16 protein-coding genes are annotated in these 13,780 nt (G+C 33.3%); 12 read left to right on the top strand and 4 right to left on the bottom strand.

Annotated features, from left to right (window positions below):
* Positions 1–6 precede the first annotated feature (6 nt).
* Both ABW637_RS20525 and ABW637_RS20520 read right to left on the bottom strand, forming a co-directional pair.
* Positions 7–495 (bottom strand): RNA polymerase sigma factor, encoded by a 489-nt coding sequence (locus ABW637_RS20525; protein ID WP_367586603.1) that lies wholly within the window; start codon positions 493–495, stop codon positions 7–9.
* 149 nt (positions 496–644) lie between these two features.
* Positions 645–1,289, bottom strand: a complete 645-nt coding sequence (locus ABW637_RS20520; protein WP_367586602.1) for a hypothetical protein — start codon at positions 1,287–1,289, stop codon at positions 645–647.
* 170 nt (positions 1,290–1,459) lie between these two features.
* On the opposite strand from ABW637_RS20520, the gene ABW637_RS20515 reads away from it, so the two are divergent.
* The 3 genes from ABW637_RS20515 (at position 1,460) to ABW637_RS20505 (ending at position 4,580) form a co-directional block, all read left to right on the top strand.
* Complete coding sequence (locus tag ABW637_RS20515; RefSeq protein ID WP_367586601.1) at positions 1,460–2,707, top strand: response regulator; 1,248 nt, start codon at positions 1,460–1,462, stop codon at positions 2,705–2,707.
* A 387-nt stretch (positions 2,708–3,094) separates the two neighbouring features.
* The gene (locus tag ABW637_RS20510; protein WP_367586600.1) at positions 3,095–3,925 is read left to right on the top strand and encodes an OmpA/MotB family protein; all 831 of its coding nucleotides are present in this window, start codon (positions 3,095–3,097) and stop codon (positions 3,923–3,925) included.
* A 241-nt stretch (positions 3,926–4,166) separates the two neighbouring features.
* Entirely contained in the window at positions 4,167–4,580 is a 414-nt protein-coding gene (locus ABW637_RS20505) for a DUF2541 family protein (protein ID WP_367586599.1), read from the top strand.
* A 49-nt stretch (positions 4,581–4,629) separates the two neighbouring features.
* On the opposite strand, the gene ABW637_RS20500 is transcribed toward ABW637_RS20505, so the two are convergent.
* Positions 4,630–5,844, bottom strand: coding sequence for a class I SAM-dependent rRNA methyltransferase (locus ABW637_RS20500; protein ID WP_367586598.1), 1,215 nt, complete (start codon positions 5,842–5,844; stop codon positions 4,630–4,632).
* A gap of 259 nt (positions 5,845–6,103) precedes the next feature.
* Between ABW637_RS20500 and ABW637_RS20495 the strand changes: the two genes are divergently transcribed.
* Genes ABW637_RS20495 through ABW637_RS20475 form a run of 5 tightly spaced genes read left to right on the top strand, consistent with a single transcriptional unit; the run spans position 6,104 to position 9,620 of the window.
* Positions 6,104–6,412, top strand: a complete 309-nt coding sequence (locus ABW637_RS20495) for an ArsR/SmtB family transcription factor (protein ID WP_367586597.1) — start codon at positions 6,104–6,106, stop codon at positions 6,410–6,412.
* A gap of 45 nt (positions 6,413–6,457) precedes the next feature.
* A complete protein-coding gene (locus tag ABW637_RS20490) occupies positions 6,458–7,057 on the top strand; it encodes a short chain dehydrogenase (protein ID WP_367586596.1) in 600 nt (199 codons plus the stop codon).
* Between the two features lies 1 nt (position 7,058).
* Positions 7,059–7,844 carry a PhzF family phenazine biosynthesis protein gene (locus tag ABW637_RS20485; protein WP_367586595.1) on the top strand — a complete coding sequence of 262 codons (786 nt, stop codon included), beginning with the start codon at positions 7,059–7,061 and terminating at the stop codon, positions 7,842–7,844.
* Positions 7,845–7,861: 17 nt separating this feature from the next.
* Complete coding sequence (locus ABW637_RS20480; protein WP_367586594.1) at positions 7,862–8,575, top strand: aspartate/glutamate racemase family protein; 714 nt, start codon at positions 7,862–7,864, stop codon at positions 8,573–8,575.
* Positions 8,576–8,579: 4 nt separating this feature from the next.
* Complete coding sequence (locus ABW637_RS20475) at positions 8,580–9,620, top strand: NADP-dependent oxidoreductase (RefSeq protein ID WP_367586593.1); 1,041 nt, start codon at positions 8,580–8,582, stop codon at positions 9,618–9,620.
* Here ABW637_RS20475 and ABW637_RS20470 read toward each other — a convergent pair.
* Positions 9,617–11,134 (bottom strand): DEAD/DEAH box helicase, encoded by a 1,518-nt coding sequence (locus ABW637_RS20470; RefSeq protein ID WP_367586592.1) that lies wholly within the window; start codon positions 11,132–11,134, stop codon positions 9,617–9,619. The genes ABW637_RS20475 and ABW637_RS20470 overlap by 4 nt on opposite strands.
* Positions 11,135–11,320: 186 nt before the next feature.
* Here ABW637_RS20470 and ABW637_RS20465 point away from each other — a divergent pair, with 186 nt between their 5' ends.
* The 4 genes from ABW637_RS20465 (at position 11,321) to ABW637_RS20450 (ending at position 13,656) form a co-directional block, all read left to right on the top strand.
* A complete protein-coding gene (locus ABW637_RS20465) occupies positions 11,321–12,181 on the top strand; it encodes an alpha/beta hydrolase (protein ID WP_367586591.1) in 861 nt (286 codons plus the stop codon).
* A gap of 61 nt (positions 12,182–12,242) precedes the next feature.
* Positions 12,243–12,737 (top strand): peptide-methionine (R)-S-oxide reductase MsrB, encoded by a 495-nt coding sequence (gene msrB, locus ABW637_RS20460; protein WP_367586590.1) that lies wholly within the window; start codon positions 12,243–12,245, stop codon positions 12,735–12,737.
* Positions 12,730–13,125, top strand: a complete 396-nt coding sequence (msrB, locus tag ABW637_RS20455; protein ID WP_367586589.1) for a peptide-methionine (R)-S-oxide reductase MsrB — start codon at positions 12,730–12,732, stop codon at positions 13,123–13,125. Before msrB (ABW637_RS20460) ends, msrB (ABW637_RS20455) begins: the two co-directional genes overlap by 8 nt.
* 24 nt (positions 13,126–13,149) lie before the next feature.
* Complete coding sequence (locus ABW637_RS20450) at positions 13,150–13,656, top strand: collagen-like protein (RefSeq protein ID WP_367586588.1); 507 nt, start codon at positions 13,150–13,152, stop codon at positions 13,654–13,656.
* Positions 13,657–13,780: the final 124 nt, after the last annotated feature.

Here is a 13,780-nt window from a genome sequence, read left to right as displayed (position 1 = left end):
GTCTGTTTATTTTTTTACGATTTGTGATTTTAATTTTTGTTTTATTCTCGAGATTTTTGTTCCAACGTTACTTGGTGATAATCCAGTAATATCAGCAATCTCCTCATATTTTTTACCTTCTAAAAGGAGTAACATTAGCCCTTTTTCTATCTCATTTAATCCGTGTATATGAGCATATATTATTTTCAATCTTTCTTCGAACTCTGTATCATAACATTCTGTTTGTTTCATTATGACTTTATCGATTTCTATTTGTCTACCACGCCGTTTTTCTTTTTTTAATCGTGTAATCGCGGTATTAAGTGCAACTCGATACATCCAGGTACTAATTTTAGAATCCCCTCTAAAATTGTCGTAAGATTTCCATAGTTGATAGACTATCTCTTGATATAAATCTTTTTGATCCTCTTGGTCATTAGTGTAAATGGTAGTTATTTTAAAAATAACTCCTTCATTCTCTTTAATAATTCGAGTAAACTCGTATTCTTTACTCATTCTCAAATCTTATTTTTCTTATTAGTAGTTAGAAGAATTAAAAAATCACAAAATATCTGAAAAAATTCAAAAGTAAGTATTGAAATAGTAAAGTAATGAGTCATGAAGATCTGTTATAACTCATTTTACAAGATCATAAAAGCCTTTAATTAATCTTTTACCACAATCATTGTAGCTCTCTTGCCCATGGCAAGATTCCATCCATTACCAGTAATTAAGTTTCCCTGATCGTCATAGAGAAGAAATTCTGCTGTATTAGGCGAAAACTCACCTTCATTTAATGCCAGAACATCAATTTGATTAAAACCTTTTATTAGGTTAATCTTCGTAGTTTTATATCCACCAGAGAGCACTACCCGACCGCCTATAATATCATCATTTACAAAAATTCGAACCATATCCCCATCAACCTCTCCATGATCTCTATACACTAAATTTACGAATTTGCCATTACTCTTAAAATCGCCAAAGTACTGGTCTTTATCTGATTCCTCTATATCGCCTTCAGCTTTCTCAAACCATTTGGGTGTAATATCTGTTGTTGGTTTTAAAAAACCATTATCCCCGGTCATATCAAAAGCCTTATTATTACGACGACTATATTCTTTTAATTCCTTTGGTAAATTATAGAGTTCAGAGTTTGTATTAGCATTAGAATCAGAACTTGATAAACTATATTTATTCGAACTAAGGTCACTTTCTTCATCAATACGTAATGTAGTAGAACCCTCTATCTGTGCAGTTAATAGCCCACCGGTAAGTAATAAAATAATTTGCAATATTTTAAACTTCATTGTCTTTATTCTGTTCTTCATTACTTCAGTAAAGATAATAATATAAGGAGCTATCATTGTTAATTCTCTACAAAATCTTTGCCAATCTACAAGCAAATGAAAAAAAAGACTCACTCAAACTTGTAAGATAAAACTGATATGATTTATTTTGTTGCATAAATAATGTAGCTATGACCTATTATATTATCGGAGCAATACTTATGGCTATAATTCTTTTTTTATCGTTGCATTACAAAGGTGTGAAGAAAACACTTAACGAAAAAAACAAAGAATTACAATCACTACAGAATGAGACCAAAGTACAGATTCAATCCCAACAAGAATATATTTCAATTCTAAGCCAGGAATTAAGAATCCCTTTGTATGGGATAATGGGATTAACAAATCTTTTGGCAGAGGATCATCCAGAACTTAAGAATAGTAAAAAGCTAAAATCTCTTAAATTCTCTGGGGATTATTTACTTACATTAATCAATAACATTCTGCATGTAAATTATCTTGATTCTGAAGAGATTTTATCTCAAAATACATCTTTTAATGTAAAAGAAATAACACAAAATCTTGTAAACTCTTTTAGTTATGCTACTGAAAACAGTGATAATACATTACATTTTGATTTTGATCCCGAAATTGGTGAATCGATCAACGGAGACCCAGCTATTCTTTCTCAAATATTAATGAATCTTATTAGCAATGCTTTACGATTTACGAAAAATGGAAATGTCTATTTTTCGGTTAACTTAATTAAGAAAAAAGAGAACAAGACTACTATTTCTTTTATCATAAAACATGATGGATTTGAAATCACTAAAGAAGATGAAAAATCAATTTACCAAGAGTTTATTGATGTAGAAAATGTGAAAAAGCCTTACTTGGGTACCGGTTTAAATTTTGCTATCGTAAAAAAATTAGCAAAAGCATTAGGTGGTGAAATCATTATTCAAAATGATTCACATGCTGGCTCTGAGTACGCATTTACAGCTGATTTTGAAACCGTGCAAAATAAAGACAATGCTTCTACTAAGGTTGCATCTGATACATTTGTTGATCATCCTAAATTAAAAGCCCTAGTGGTGGATGATAATAAATTAAATCTGTTGGTAGCAGAAAAAATGTTATCTAAAGAAAACTTTGATTGCACTACTATTGATAATGGCTTTGATGCCATAGAGTTGGCTAAAGAAAACATATATGATATCGTATTAATGGATATCAATATGCCAAAACTAAATGGTATTGGAACCACCAAGCGAATACGTGAATTTGACACAAAAACCCCAATTATTGCTCTAACAGCCGTCGATGTGACTCAATTAAACCGTCAAATAATACAAGCTGGGCTTAATGACTACATTTTAAAACCTTATAACAAAAACCATCTTTTAGAAATTATTAATAAAAATATCATACCATCTTAGAGGTATACATATTTCTTAATGAAAAGTATTGACAAGTGTATCTACTGTATATAATAATCCTTTTATACAACAATTTTTACTACTCCAAATGTTTACATAATCAAACTATTGAGGTCTCATTGTAATGCGTTTTATAACATATTTTAACTTTTAGAATACACTCTTCTTTTTACTCAAAAAACACTATTATTTCCCTCCCCCTTCACTACACTTTAATAATCAGCAAGTTATAATGCGCTTTAATACTAAAGGTGTATAGAATACCATAACTACAAAGAAAATGTATTAACATTTTTTAAGATATTCATATGAAAAGATTAATAATTAAAGAAACAATAAATGAAATATCAGGTAGTTTAAAATAACACAAATAATAATTAAGTAACCATGAAAAAATCATTCACATTAATCGCATTGTCAGGTATTATCTTGACATCATGCGTGTCGAAAAAAAAGTATGTTGCTTTAGAGCAAGAATTACAAGATACACGTAGTACTTTACAAAGAACTGCTGTAGAAAAAGATGAATTAGAGGATAAATTTGCAAAAATTGAAGCAAGAGTAGCGGATTATAATGCCAAAATCAATTCTTTAAGAGACGAAAGCAATGAAAAAATGGTAATGGTAGATGATATTGCCGCGATTTCAAACAATAGCAAAGAAAAAATGAGGGAAACACTAACGAAGGTAGATCCCAACAAATTACAAAATGCTAAAACATTAAAAGATTCAATGAATTTAGCGGTTTCACATAACTTAAAAAACTCTTTAGATGATAGTCTAAAAGATGATGAAGATATATCTATAAATATCGACAATACTGTGGTGATGATCTCAATTTCTGATAAGATGTTATTTAAAACTGCAAGTTATAGAGTGAGTGATAAAGCTAACGGAATTTTACAAAAACTGGCCAACGTTATAAACTCTGAACCTAGTATCGAAGTTATGGTAGAAGGTCATACAGACCCAAGAACAATAAGTAACACAGTGGTTCAGGATAACTGGGATCTAAGCGTAAAAAGAGCAACATCGATTGTTAGAAAATTACAAAACAAGTATGATGTAGCTCCAGAAAAGTTAATTGCCTCTGGAAGAAGTAGCTACAAACCACTTGTAGAGAACAACTCAGATGAAAATATGGCAATAAACAGACGTACAAAAATTGTTTTATTACCAAATATGGATAAGTTTTTTGCGATGCTTTCTGCTAACTAACTATATACACACTTTTATTAAAAAGGGTAGCAACAAAAATGTTGCTACCCTTTTTTTATGTACTCGATAATCGAGATTTAAATGCTCCGAGGCTTGCCTCGAAATCAAAATTATTTTGCAATCCATGCCTCGCGGGCTTGCCCCAAGGTAGTTTACTATGTTTTTTATTAGTTTTTCGTTTTACAATTAAACCTTTTCATAATTCTTATGTCCTAGTTATAGGTAAATAAATTGAAAAATTATGAAAAGGATAGTACTTCAAAGATCAACAATTGTATCATTATTACTGGTAATACTATTCTTAGGAAGCAGTTTTACTATAACCAACATAGTCAAATGGGAACATTTGGGTTCTAGAACGGTTAATTACAGATTAGATAAGGATGTAATCAAAGTAACTGCAAGAGAAGGCAGCTTTAAAAAACTAAAAATCAAGGTTACCGGAGGCGCTCTTAATATGCACAGAATGGTGGTTCAATATGGAAATGGACAAAAAGATGTTATTCAATTACGACATAACTTTTCGCGTAAAAGTACAACCAGAATGATCGATCTAAAGGGTGGAAAAAGAATAATAAGAGACATCACTTTCTTTTATGACACAAAGAATATGTCTCGAAAAAGAGCAAAGGTTCATATATTTGGTAGGCACTAAGCCCAAGGTACATTTTGAACGTAAAAAAGCGACCCAATTTAGGTCGCTTTTATTGTACTCGGTAGTAACCACATTTAAGGTAGGCTCCCTCGGGAAAAGTTACCGGGTGATCTATATCATGATATGTTTTTTCTAGTATTTCAAAACTTCTTCCGGTTTCCAAAATACTTTCTTCAGAGATACTAAAAAAATCTTCTGTAATAACTCGAGAAGAGCATGACGCCAATATCAAAACACCGTTAGACGATACTAATTGTGCTCCCAATTTTGCTAATCTCGCATACCCTTTCTTAGCTTTTGCAATCTCGCTTTCTCTTTTTGCAAACGATGGCGGATCAATGACTACAATATCAAATTGTTGGTCTTTATTAATTAAGTCTTGTAATCCATCAAAAGCATCAGCCACCATTATGCTATGCGTACCTGTGAAATTATTCAGCTCAGCATTTTCTACGGCCATTTGTAAAGCATGTTTACTAATATCAAGGCTAATCACCTCTTTTGCTCCTCCGTGCAATGCGTGAACAGAGAATCCTCCGGCATAAGAAAATACATCTAATACGGTTTTCATATGGGCAAGCTCCCCTACTCTTTTTCTATTATGGCGGTGATCAAGAAAATACCCGGTCTTATGCCCTTTGATGACATTTGCAGAGAAAAGGACTCCATGTTCTCTAAAAATCACGACTTCATTCTCTAATGTCCCGTAAATGATCTTTCCGTCACTTAAACCATATACATCGCCTTTGGACTGCAATAATCGGCTTAATCGAAGTACAACCACATTACAGCCAGTAATTGTGATCAAATGAGGTACAATCCAATTGAGATAAGGAAACCATATATGCGAATACAATTTAATAACCAATACATCATCATAAACATCGGCTATAAAACCAGGCATATGATCGTTCTCTCCAAAAAGTAAACGATAGCTATTGGTATCGGTTTCAAGAAGTGGTTTTCTGATTTGGTATGCTTCCTGAATTTTTGAGGCAAACCATGCTTCATTAATTTGTGCTGGTTTTGCAAACTGGATTAACTTAACTCGAATCGGAGAAAAAGGATCATACAATCCACAAGCAATGAAATTATTCTTTTTATTATCATAGATGATCACCAAATCCCCTGGTTTTCCATCAGTATTTTGCTTGACAATACTATCTTCAAAAATCCAAGGATGACCTCGTTTCACCATTTTTTCTGCAGATGGTTTCAACTTAACAGCCAATCTTTTTGTTTCTATATCCCGAATAATTTTCATAGGTAGCAAGAATAGGGATATTTTTTCTATTCTAATACAAAAGAAAAAGAAAAAGCACCTATCTCAATAAGTATCAAGATAAGCGCTCTTTCATGTATCGTTAAAACTATTGCATCATATTTGGATAAATACAAACTGTTACATAGCCTTTATACCTAGATGACGATTAAGTTCATATTTTGTTACACTATATCTATTGTTTTAATATAAAACAGAAGCGGATAACATATTTATAAAATTAAATATGTATATTTGTTGTATGAATGATAAAAGAATACTCGAAATTAATAAGGCATTGTCTAATGCTACACGCTTAGATATTTTAAAGTGGCTCAAAGATCCAGAGGAAAACTTTCCTCCTCATAAAGATTTAGGTCATTTTAATGATGGAGTTTGCGGGCAATACATCCAGGATAAGTCTGGCCTATCGCAGCCAACTATTTCTCATTATTTATCAGGAATGCATAAAGCCGATTTATTGATAACTACAAGACATGGTAAATGGACCTATTTTAAAAGAAATGAAGAAGTCATTAAGAGTTATTTAGAAACGATAAGCAAACTTTAAAAAAAAAAATTTAATCAACATATTTATAAACTTAAATATATAATTATGAAAATATTAGTTATCGGTGCTACTGGCACTATAGGTTTTGAAATTTATAACAATTTAAGAAAAGAAAATCATGAAGTATATGGAGCCCACCGAAATAGCACCGATTATCCAGTAGATATTACAGATAAGAATTCTATTAATAACGTATTCAAAAAACTACCAAAACTAGATGCTGTGATCAATGCAGCAGGTACAGCCTCCTGGAAACCTTTATCAGATCTTACAGAAGAAGACTACTACATTGGCATTAGAAGTAAATTAATGGGGCAAGTAAATCTTGTAAATACCGCAAAAGAGCATGTAAACGATAATGCATCTATAACCCTCACTACAGGGATCCTTGCAGAACACTATGAACCTGGTGCGGTAGCATTATCCTTGGTCAATGGAGCGATACATAGTTTTGTTAATGCAGCCAGTAATGAACTACACAGAGGTATCCGATTGAATGTAGTTGCTCCTGGAGCTATTGCTGGAGATTTTCCTGAAGATAAAAAGTTTGCAGGATACTTTCCAATACCCATTGATGAAGCTTTAAAATTGTATCGAAAAGCATTAACAGAAAATATTTCAGGTCAAATCTTAAAAAAATATTAGCATGCAAATTCCAATATATCAAATAGACGCGTTTACCCAAAAATTATTTGGAGGCAATCCAGCAGCAATCTGTCATCTCCCCTATTGGTTAGATGACCAAACTTTACAAGATATTGCCATTGAAAACAATCTGGCAGAGACTGGATATTTTGTAAAAAAAGAGGATATATACGAAATTAGATGGTTTATGCCTCATGCCGAAATTGATTTATGTGGTCATGCAACTTTAGCTTCTGCCTATGTGATCTTCAATTATATAGATTCCTCTATTAATGAGGTTACATTTTCTTCAAAAAGTGGCATTTTAAAAGCAAAAAAAGAGGGTAATGGCTCTATTACACTAGATTTTCCATCAAGACCTCCTAAAGAAATAGAAATTCCAAAAGAAATATACGAAGCCCTTAATGCAACACCTCAAAAAGCTTTTGCGGCAAGAGATCTGGTAATCACACTTTCTTCTGAAGATGAAGTACTAGCCGAGAATCCTAACCTAGAAATATTGAAGGAACTACCCTACCTCTGTATCATTATCACTGCAGAGGGTGAAAACTCTGATTTTGTATCCCGTGTTTTTGATGCCAACGCCTTTGTACTTCCTGAAGATCCTGTTACCGGTTCTGCACATGCATCTCTAGTACCTTTTTGGGCAAAAAAACTGAACAAAACCACGCTAAAGGCTTTCCAATTGTCAAAACGTGGCGGTGAATTGGATTGTAAGTTAGATGGAGATCGTGTTTTTCTTAGCGGATACTGCGTGCCATACCTAAACGGAAAGATTACCATATAACCTTAAAAATACAGACTATGAAAACTATTGGACTGATTGGAGGAATGAGCTGGGAATCATCGGCTCTGTATTATGAATTGCTAAATAAACGTGTAAAAGAACTACTTGGTGGATTTCACTCTGCTAAAAGTATATTGGCATCAGTAGATTTTGCTGAAATTGAAGATTTACAACGTAAAGGTGATTGGCATGGATTAAATCAACTAATGGTACAATCTGCTAAACAATTAGAAAATGCCGGTGCAGATTTAATCGTCCTTTGCACCAATACTATGCATCTATGCAGTGAGGGAATTATAAAAAATACGAGCATTCCCTTTTTACATATTGCTGAAGCAACCGGGAGACAAATTAAATCTAAAGGATTAAAAAAAGTGGCTCTTCTAGGAACGAAATTCACTATGGAAAAAGACTTTTACAAAAACACTTTGAACGATTATAATGTAGAGGTAATGACCCCAAATCCAGAAGATAGAGAAGTGATACATCAAATCATATATAAAGAACTCGTTCTTGGAACCCTTAAAAATGATTCTAAAGAAAAAATCAAACACATAATAAAGGATTTAGAGAATCAAGGAGCCGAAGGCGTAGTACTGGGATGTACAGAAATCCCCTTACTTATCAAATCAGATGATGTGGATATCCCAGTACTTAATACCACCAAAATTCATGCAGAGAGTGCAGTAGAAATGGCTTTAAAAAAAGAAAATATCAAAACTCCGAATTAATTACATGACGGCATTCAAAAACAGACAGTGGATATATACCAAAAGGCCAGAAAAATTAGTAGACAATAGTCACTATACTTTAAAAGAGACTACAATTGATACATCACAATTGAAACCAGGACAAGCCTTAATAAAATCAGAGTATTTTAGCATAGATCCCTATATGCGTATTCAACAATCTGGTAAAGACACCTGGGAAGAACCACACCCACTTAATACTGTACAGGGTGGTGCTGTTGTTGGAAAAATCATGGCTATAAACGATCTACATTCCACCTTAGAAATTGGTGATTGGGTGTTATCCTATCCAGGGTGGCAAGAATATGCTATTACAGAAGTTAATTCACTGCGCAAACTGGATCCAAGTGAAGTCCCGGTTACTACGGCCCTGGGAATTTTAGGTATGCCAGCACGAATTGCCTATTTCGGGTTTATAGAAGCTGGAAAACCTAAAAAAGGTGAAACTCTTGTTGTTTCGGGTGCATCTGGAGCTGTGGGTCTGGCAGTGGTGCAAATCGCCAAAATAAAAGGATGTAGAGTAATCGGTATTGCCGGATCTGATGAAAAAACCAAATACCTTAAAGAAACACTTGGTGTAGATGACGTAATTAATTATAAAAAACACCCCTCTGCTTCAGAGATGAAAAATGAACTTTTAAGAGTATGCCCAGACGGAATTGATATCTACTACGATAACGTAGGCGGATATATTACCGATGCCATTTTCGAACTTATCAATCTCAATGCAAGAATCATTATCTGTGGTCAGATTTCACAATATTCGGGTGGGTTGGATACTCCAGAATTGGGCCCAAGGTTTTTACATAAGATGCTATACAAACGTGCTACTATTCAAGGTGTTTTGGCTCGGGATTATAATGATAGAATGGATGAAATGCTTGAAGAAATGACTCCTTGGGTAAAGGATGGTTTGATTCACTATAAAGAGACAATTATTCCCGGATTCGAGAATTTACCGGATGCTCTTCAGATGCTTTTCTTCGGAAAAAATATGGGAAAATTAATCGTAAAAGTTAACCACTAATCCATGAAAAGTTGATTAATTTTAGAACGTAATTTTCGTTTATAATCCTCCTCTAACCAATCTCTGTAGTTTTTGGTACTTTTACTAATACAATACGAATATCTACGTACGCGATACTCAATATCCTTATCTAATATTCGACTAAGAATACGCGCATCAAATACATCTTCACTGTTTTCAACACACATCGTAGCATGTTGTTCTATTGATTTCTCTAGTACAGTAAGACTTCTAAGATTATATCTTTTTGTTTTTGCATACTCCTCTTCAATATCAAATTCTATATCCACAGATTTAGCAAACTCTTTTCTTAATTCATCTGGTAATACGTATTTGAAATTTCTTTCAATTTCCTCATCCCCAACAAGGCTATCATAATAAAAGTCCGGAGATCTAAATATAGATTGCCAATCCATCTCGGCATTCCATAAACCAAATCTAGCGGTATTATTACCTAAGTCAATTATGGTAAATTCTGGTTTAGTTGGTAATATTCGAGACCCTCTACCAATCATCTGAAAATACAGCGTAAGTGATTTTGTGGCTCTATTAAGGATAATACTTTCTACTGTAGGCTCATCAAACCCTGTAGTTAAAATACTAACAGAAGTCAATATAGCATCATCAGTATGTTTAAACCATTCTAAAATATCTTCTCTTTCCTGTCTGCTGTTGGTATTATCAAGATGTCGGATGGGGTATCCAGCCTTTTTAAAGGTGTCATACACATATACCGAAGTATTGATTCCATTATTAAAAATCAACGTTTTCTTTCCTTTTGATCTTTCTTCGTATGCATGCAAAAGTTTGTCTTGCATCTGCATATTGGTATACAATTCTTCAGATGATTTTACCGTATAATCACCATTCATACCAATTTTTAAAGACCCTAAACCTACATCATAAGTATAGGTGACAGGTGTGGCCAGGAAGCCACTTTTAATTAACGAATTAATGGTATCCCCTACAATGAGCTCATTATAGTTATCCTTCATAGGAAGTTTCATGTTAGAGCTAAGAGGAGTTGCTGTTACTCCAAGGATAAAACAGTTTTTAAAGAACCTAAAAAGCTTTCTAAATGAGTTATAATGGGCCTCATCTATAATCACCATTCCTATATCATTAAGCTCTAGTTTATCATCATTAAGCCTATTATTTAAGGTTTCTACCATGGCAACAAAACACATGTACTCATCCTGATCATGAAGTTCTTTAACCGAACTGTTAATGATTTTATTCTTCACCTGAAATTCGGTAAGCATTTTAGATGTCTGACTGCAGAGTTCTATTCGATGAGTTAGCACCACTACTTTTTTATTGGTAGCTTCAATATACCTTCTAACAATTTCAGAAAAAATCACTGTTTTCCCACCGCCTGTAGGGAGCTGATAAAGTAGGTTATATGATTCGGGAAATTCTTCAAGACGACCAAATATTTTATCAATATCTCGTTTCTGGTAATCATATAGAACTTTTTGTTCCTTTTTTGTAATCTCTGTGGGCAGTAGTGCCATTACCTATAGGCTTCGTTAAAAATAAGCCACAAAATTAAGCACTTTAAGAGGTTATACGAAACAATTGATGAAATATATTTTTCAATAAGGGATATTTCAAATGTTAATTAATCATAATTGTTTAATACATAAGAACATGATATTTTAATTTTAACATTTAAAAAGTAACCCTGATTTATAAATGAAATGGATAAAGATTTAATTCCTATTCAAGCGCTTTTAGTTCCGAAACCAATACTATACACCGGAAAAATACTTAATTGGATATCCCCTTTTCTTGCTTCTCGATTCGCGGCTAGAATGTTCTTAACTCCTTTTAAGTATGAAATGCCTGAACGGGAAAAATTGATGTTTGAAAAAAGTAAAAAAGAACGAATTCGTATCAAAAAAATTAACCGAGAAGTCGTTGTATATAATTATGGTACCTCTAAGAAAAAAATTCTCCTGGTACATGGCTGGTCTGGAAGCGGAACACAACTCTCTATAATTGCAGAACAATTATTAGAAAATGGATATAGTACCGTAAGTTTTGATGCTCCTGCCCATGGCAAGTCTCCAGGAAAAAGAACACTAATGCCTCATTTTATTGAAACCATCTATCATCTCGAAAAGACTCATGGGCCATTTGAAGCTGCTATAGGACACTCTCTGGGAGGAATGTCATTATTAAAATCAACTAAAAATGGATTGCAGATAAAAAAATTGGTTATTATCGGTACTGCCAATAGTGTTACTGCAATAACCCAAGAATTTGCAAAAAATCTTCAACTCAATGAAAAAGTTGCCAAACTATTAAAAGAATATTTTGACAAAAGATATGGAGAAGATCTCAATAACTATTCTGGAGCCGTATCGGCAGCAGGTGTTGACATTCCGACATATGTTATTCATGATAAGAATGATGTAGATGTGCATTATAGCTCTGCTCATGAAATAATAGAAAATTTAAACCAAGGAAAATTATTACTCACAGAACAATTAGGTCATCGTAAAATTCTGGGTAACAAAGATGTTATTTCAAAGATCACAAAATTTATTTTGGAATAATTATTGTGATGTTATTCTAAGAGAGTTTGTACGACTATACTTAAAACAAAATTCTAAATACATGAAACAATTTATCATTTTACTTATAGGAGTTCTAACCATTAGTTGTACGGGTACTGCTCAACAAAAAACTAAAAAGCAAGAAAAAACATATGCAGTTTCTAAGACTAATGCCGAGTGGAAAAAAATTCTAACATCGGATCAGTATTATATTCTGAGACAAGCAGGCACAGAAAGACCATTTTCGAGCCCTCTAAATAAGCTTTATGCATCTGGGACATTTCACTGCGCTGCTTGCAATACACCATTATATGAAAGCCAATATAAATTTGATAGCGGTACAGGCTGGCCTAGTTTTGACAGAGCTGTAGAAGGAAATATAGAAAAGGATGTTGATCATAAACTAGGCTATGCACGTACCGAATTATTATGCAATACATGCGGAGGTCATTTAGGGCACGTATTTAACGATGGACCAAGAGAAACTACGGGGATGAGACATTGTATAAATGGAGATGCTTTAACCTTTGTACCAAAAAAAACAAGTAATGAGTAAGTATCCCATTAAAAAATCAGAAGCTGAATGGAAATCACAGCTTAGCGAAGAACAATACAAAGTACTTAGGCAAAAAGGAACCGAAAGACCATTTACCGGGGAGTACAATATGCATTTCGAAGAAGGAACCTATACTTGTATGGCATGCAATACTCCATTATTTAAAAGTGTGACCAAGTTTGATTCTGGATGCGGGTGGCCAAGTTTTGATGAATCCATTGAAGGAAACGTAGAATACATAAGAGACACATCACATGGTATGATCAGGACCGAAATATTATGTGCAAGTTGCGGAAGCCACCTGGGTCATGTATTTAATGATGGGCCTACACAAACCGGACAACGATATTGTGTTAATTCTTTAAGTATTGATTTTGATAAAAAATAAATTCACAACAAATAATTAATATTCATGAAAAAGATTCTTTTTTTACTCAGTTTATCTCTAGTTTTATTTTCTTCTTGCGAAGGAGATCAAGGACCTCCAGGACCTGAAGGACCTCCAGGTTTAATCGGCGAAGCTTTTGAAAGAACAATAACTTTTACTGCTGCCAATGAATTTATCGAAAGAGTTCCACTAGATCCTAATATTGTCGATAGTGATGTAATTTTGGTATATCGCTTAGAGGCTGTGGATAATAATCTGGATGTTTGGGAACCTTTACCTACGGGATCTGTTTTCTTTTTTAATGATACTACCGGTGCAATTGAAGGTTTTTTATACTATAGATTTAATTTTACCGTTGGGGATGTTGATATTATCTTAGAAAGTGATGCGCCAGACCTTGCGGGACCAGAATTTACAGACAATCAAACTTTTAGAATTGTAATAGTGCCTGCTGACTTTGCAACAACTACAGACATCGATCTAAATGATTTTAACGCAGTACAAAGCGCACTAAATTTAGAATTCAATTAACTAGTAAACTTTATAAACAACAATATTCAATAATTTAACACTATCTAATGGATAGTGTTTTTTTTATTTTTAATACTCTTCGAAATCTTATTCTTAGGGAATACTTAATTCCTTTTCTGATTAG

The organism is Aquimarina penaris (assembly GCF_040786285.1).
Taxonomy (GTDB): domain Bacteria; phylum Bacteroidota; class Bacteroidia; order Flavobacteriales; family Flavobacteriaceae; genus Aquimarina.
This window is presented reverse-complemented; position numbering and strand designations above follow the sequence as displayed.

Coding starts and splice junctions, on each gene's coding strand:
- ABW637_RS20490 (WP_367586596.1), top strand. CDS start 6,458: ATGAAAATATTAGTTATCGGTGCTACTGGCACTATAGGTTTTGAAATT.
- ABW637_RS20465 (WP_367586591.1), top strand. CDS start 11,321: ATGGATAAAGATTTAATTCCTATTCAAGCGCTTTTAGTTCCGAAACCA.
- ABW637_RS20475 (WP_367586593.1), top strand. CDS start 8,580: ATGACGGCATTCAAAAACAGACAGTGGATATATACCAAAAGGCCAGAA.
- ABW637_RS20510 (WP_367586600.1), top strand. CDS start 3,095: ATGAAAAAATCATTCACATTAATCGCATTGTCAGGTATTATCTTGACA.
- msrB (WP_367586589.1), top strand. CDS start 12,730: ATGAGTAAGTATCCCATTAAAAAATCAGAAGCTGAATGGAAATCACAG.
- ABW637_RS20470 (WP_367586592.1), bottom strand. CDS start 11,134: ATGGCACTACTGCCCACAGAGATTACAAAAAAGGAACAAAAAGTTCTA.
- ABW637_RS20480 (WP_367586594.1), top strand. CDS start 7,862: ATGAAAACTATTGGACTGATTGGAGGAATGAGCTGGGAATCATCGGCT.
- ABW637_RS20500 (WP_367586598.1), bottom strand. CDS start 5,844: ATGAAAATTATTCGGGATATAGAAACAAAAAGATTGGCTGTTAAGTTG.
- ABW637_RS20485 (WP_367586595.1), top strand. CDS start 7,059: ATGCAAATTCCAATATATCAAATAGACGCGTTTACCCAAAAATTATTT.
- ABW637_RS20520 (WP_367586602.1), bottom strand. CDS start 1,289: ATGAAGTTTAAAATATTGCAAATTATTTTATTACTTACCGGTGGGCTA.
- ABW637_RS20515 (WP_367586601.1), top strand. CDS start 1,460: ATGACCTATTATATTATCGGAGCAATACTTATGGCTATAATTCTTTTT.
- ABW637_RS20505 (WP_367586599.1), top strand. CDS start 4,167: ATGAAAAGGATAGTACTTCAAAGATCAACAATTGTATCATTATTACTG.
- ABW637_RS20525 (WP_367586603.1), bottom strand. CDS start 495: ATGAGTAAAGAATACGAGTTTACTCGAATTATTAAAGAGAATGAAGGA.
- ABW637_RS20495 (WP_367586597.1), top strand. CDS start 6,104: ATGAATGATAAAAGAATACTCGAAATTAATAAGGCATTGTCTAATGCT.
- msrB (WP_367586590.1), top strand. CDS start 12,243: ATGAAACAATTTATCATTTTACTTATAGGAGTTCTAACCATTAGTTGT.
- ABW637_RS20450 (WP_367586588.1), top strand. CDS start 13,150: ATGAAAAAGATTCTTTTTTTACTCAGTTTATCTCTAGTTTTATTTTCT.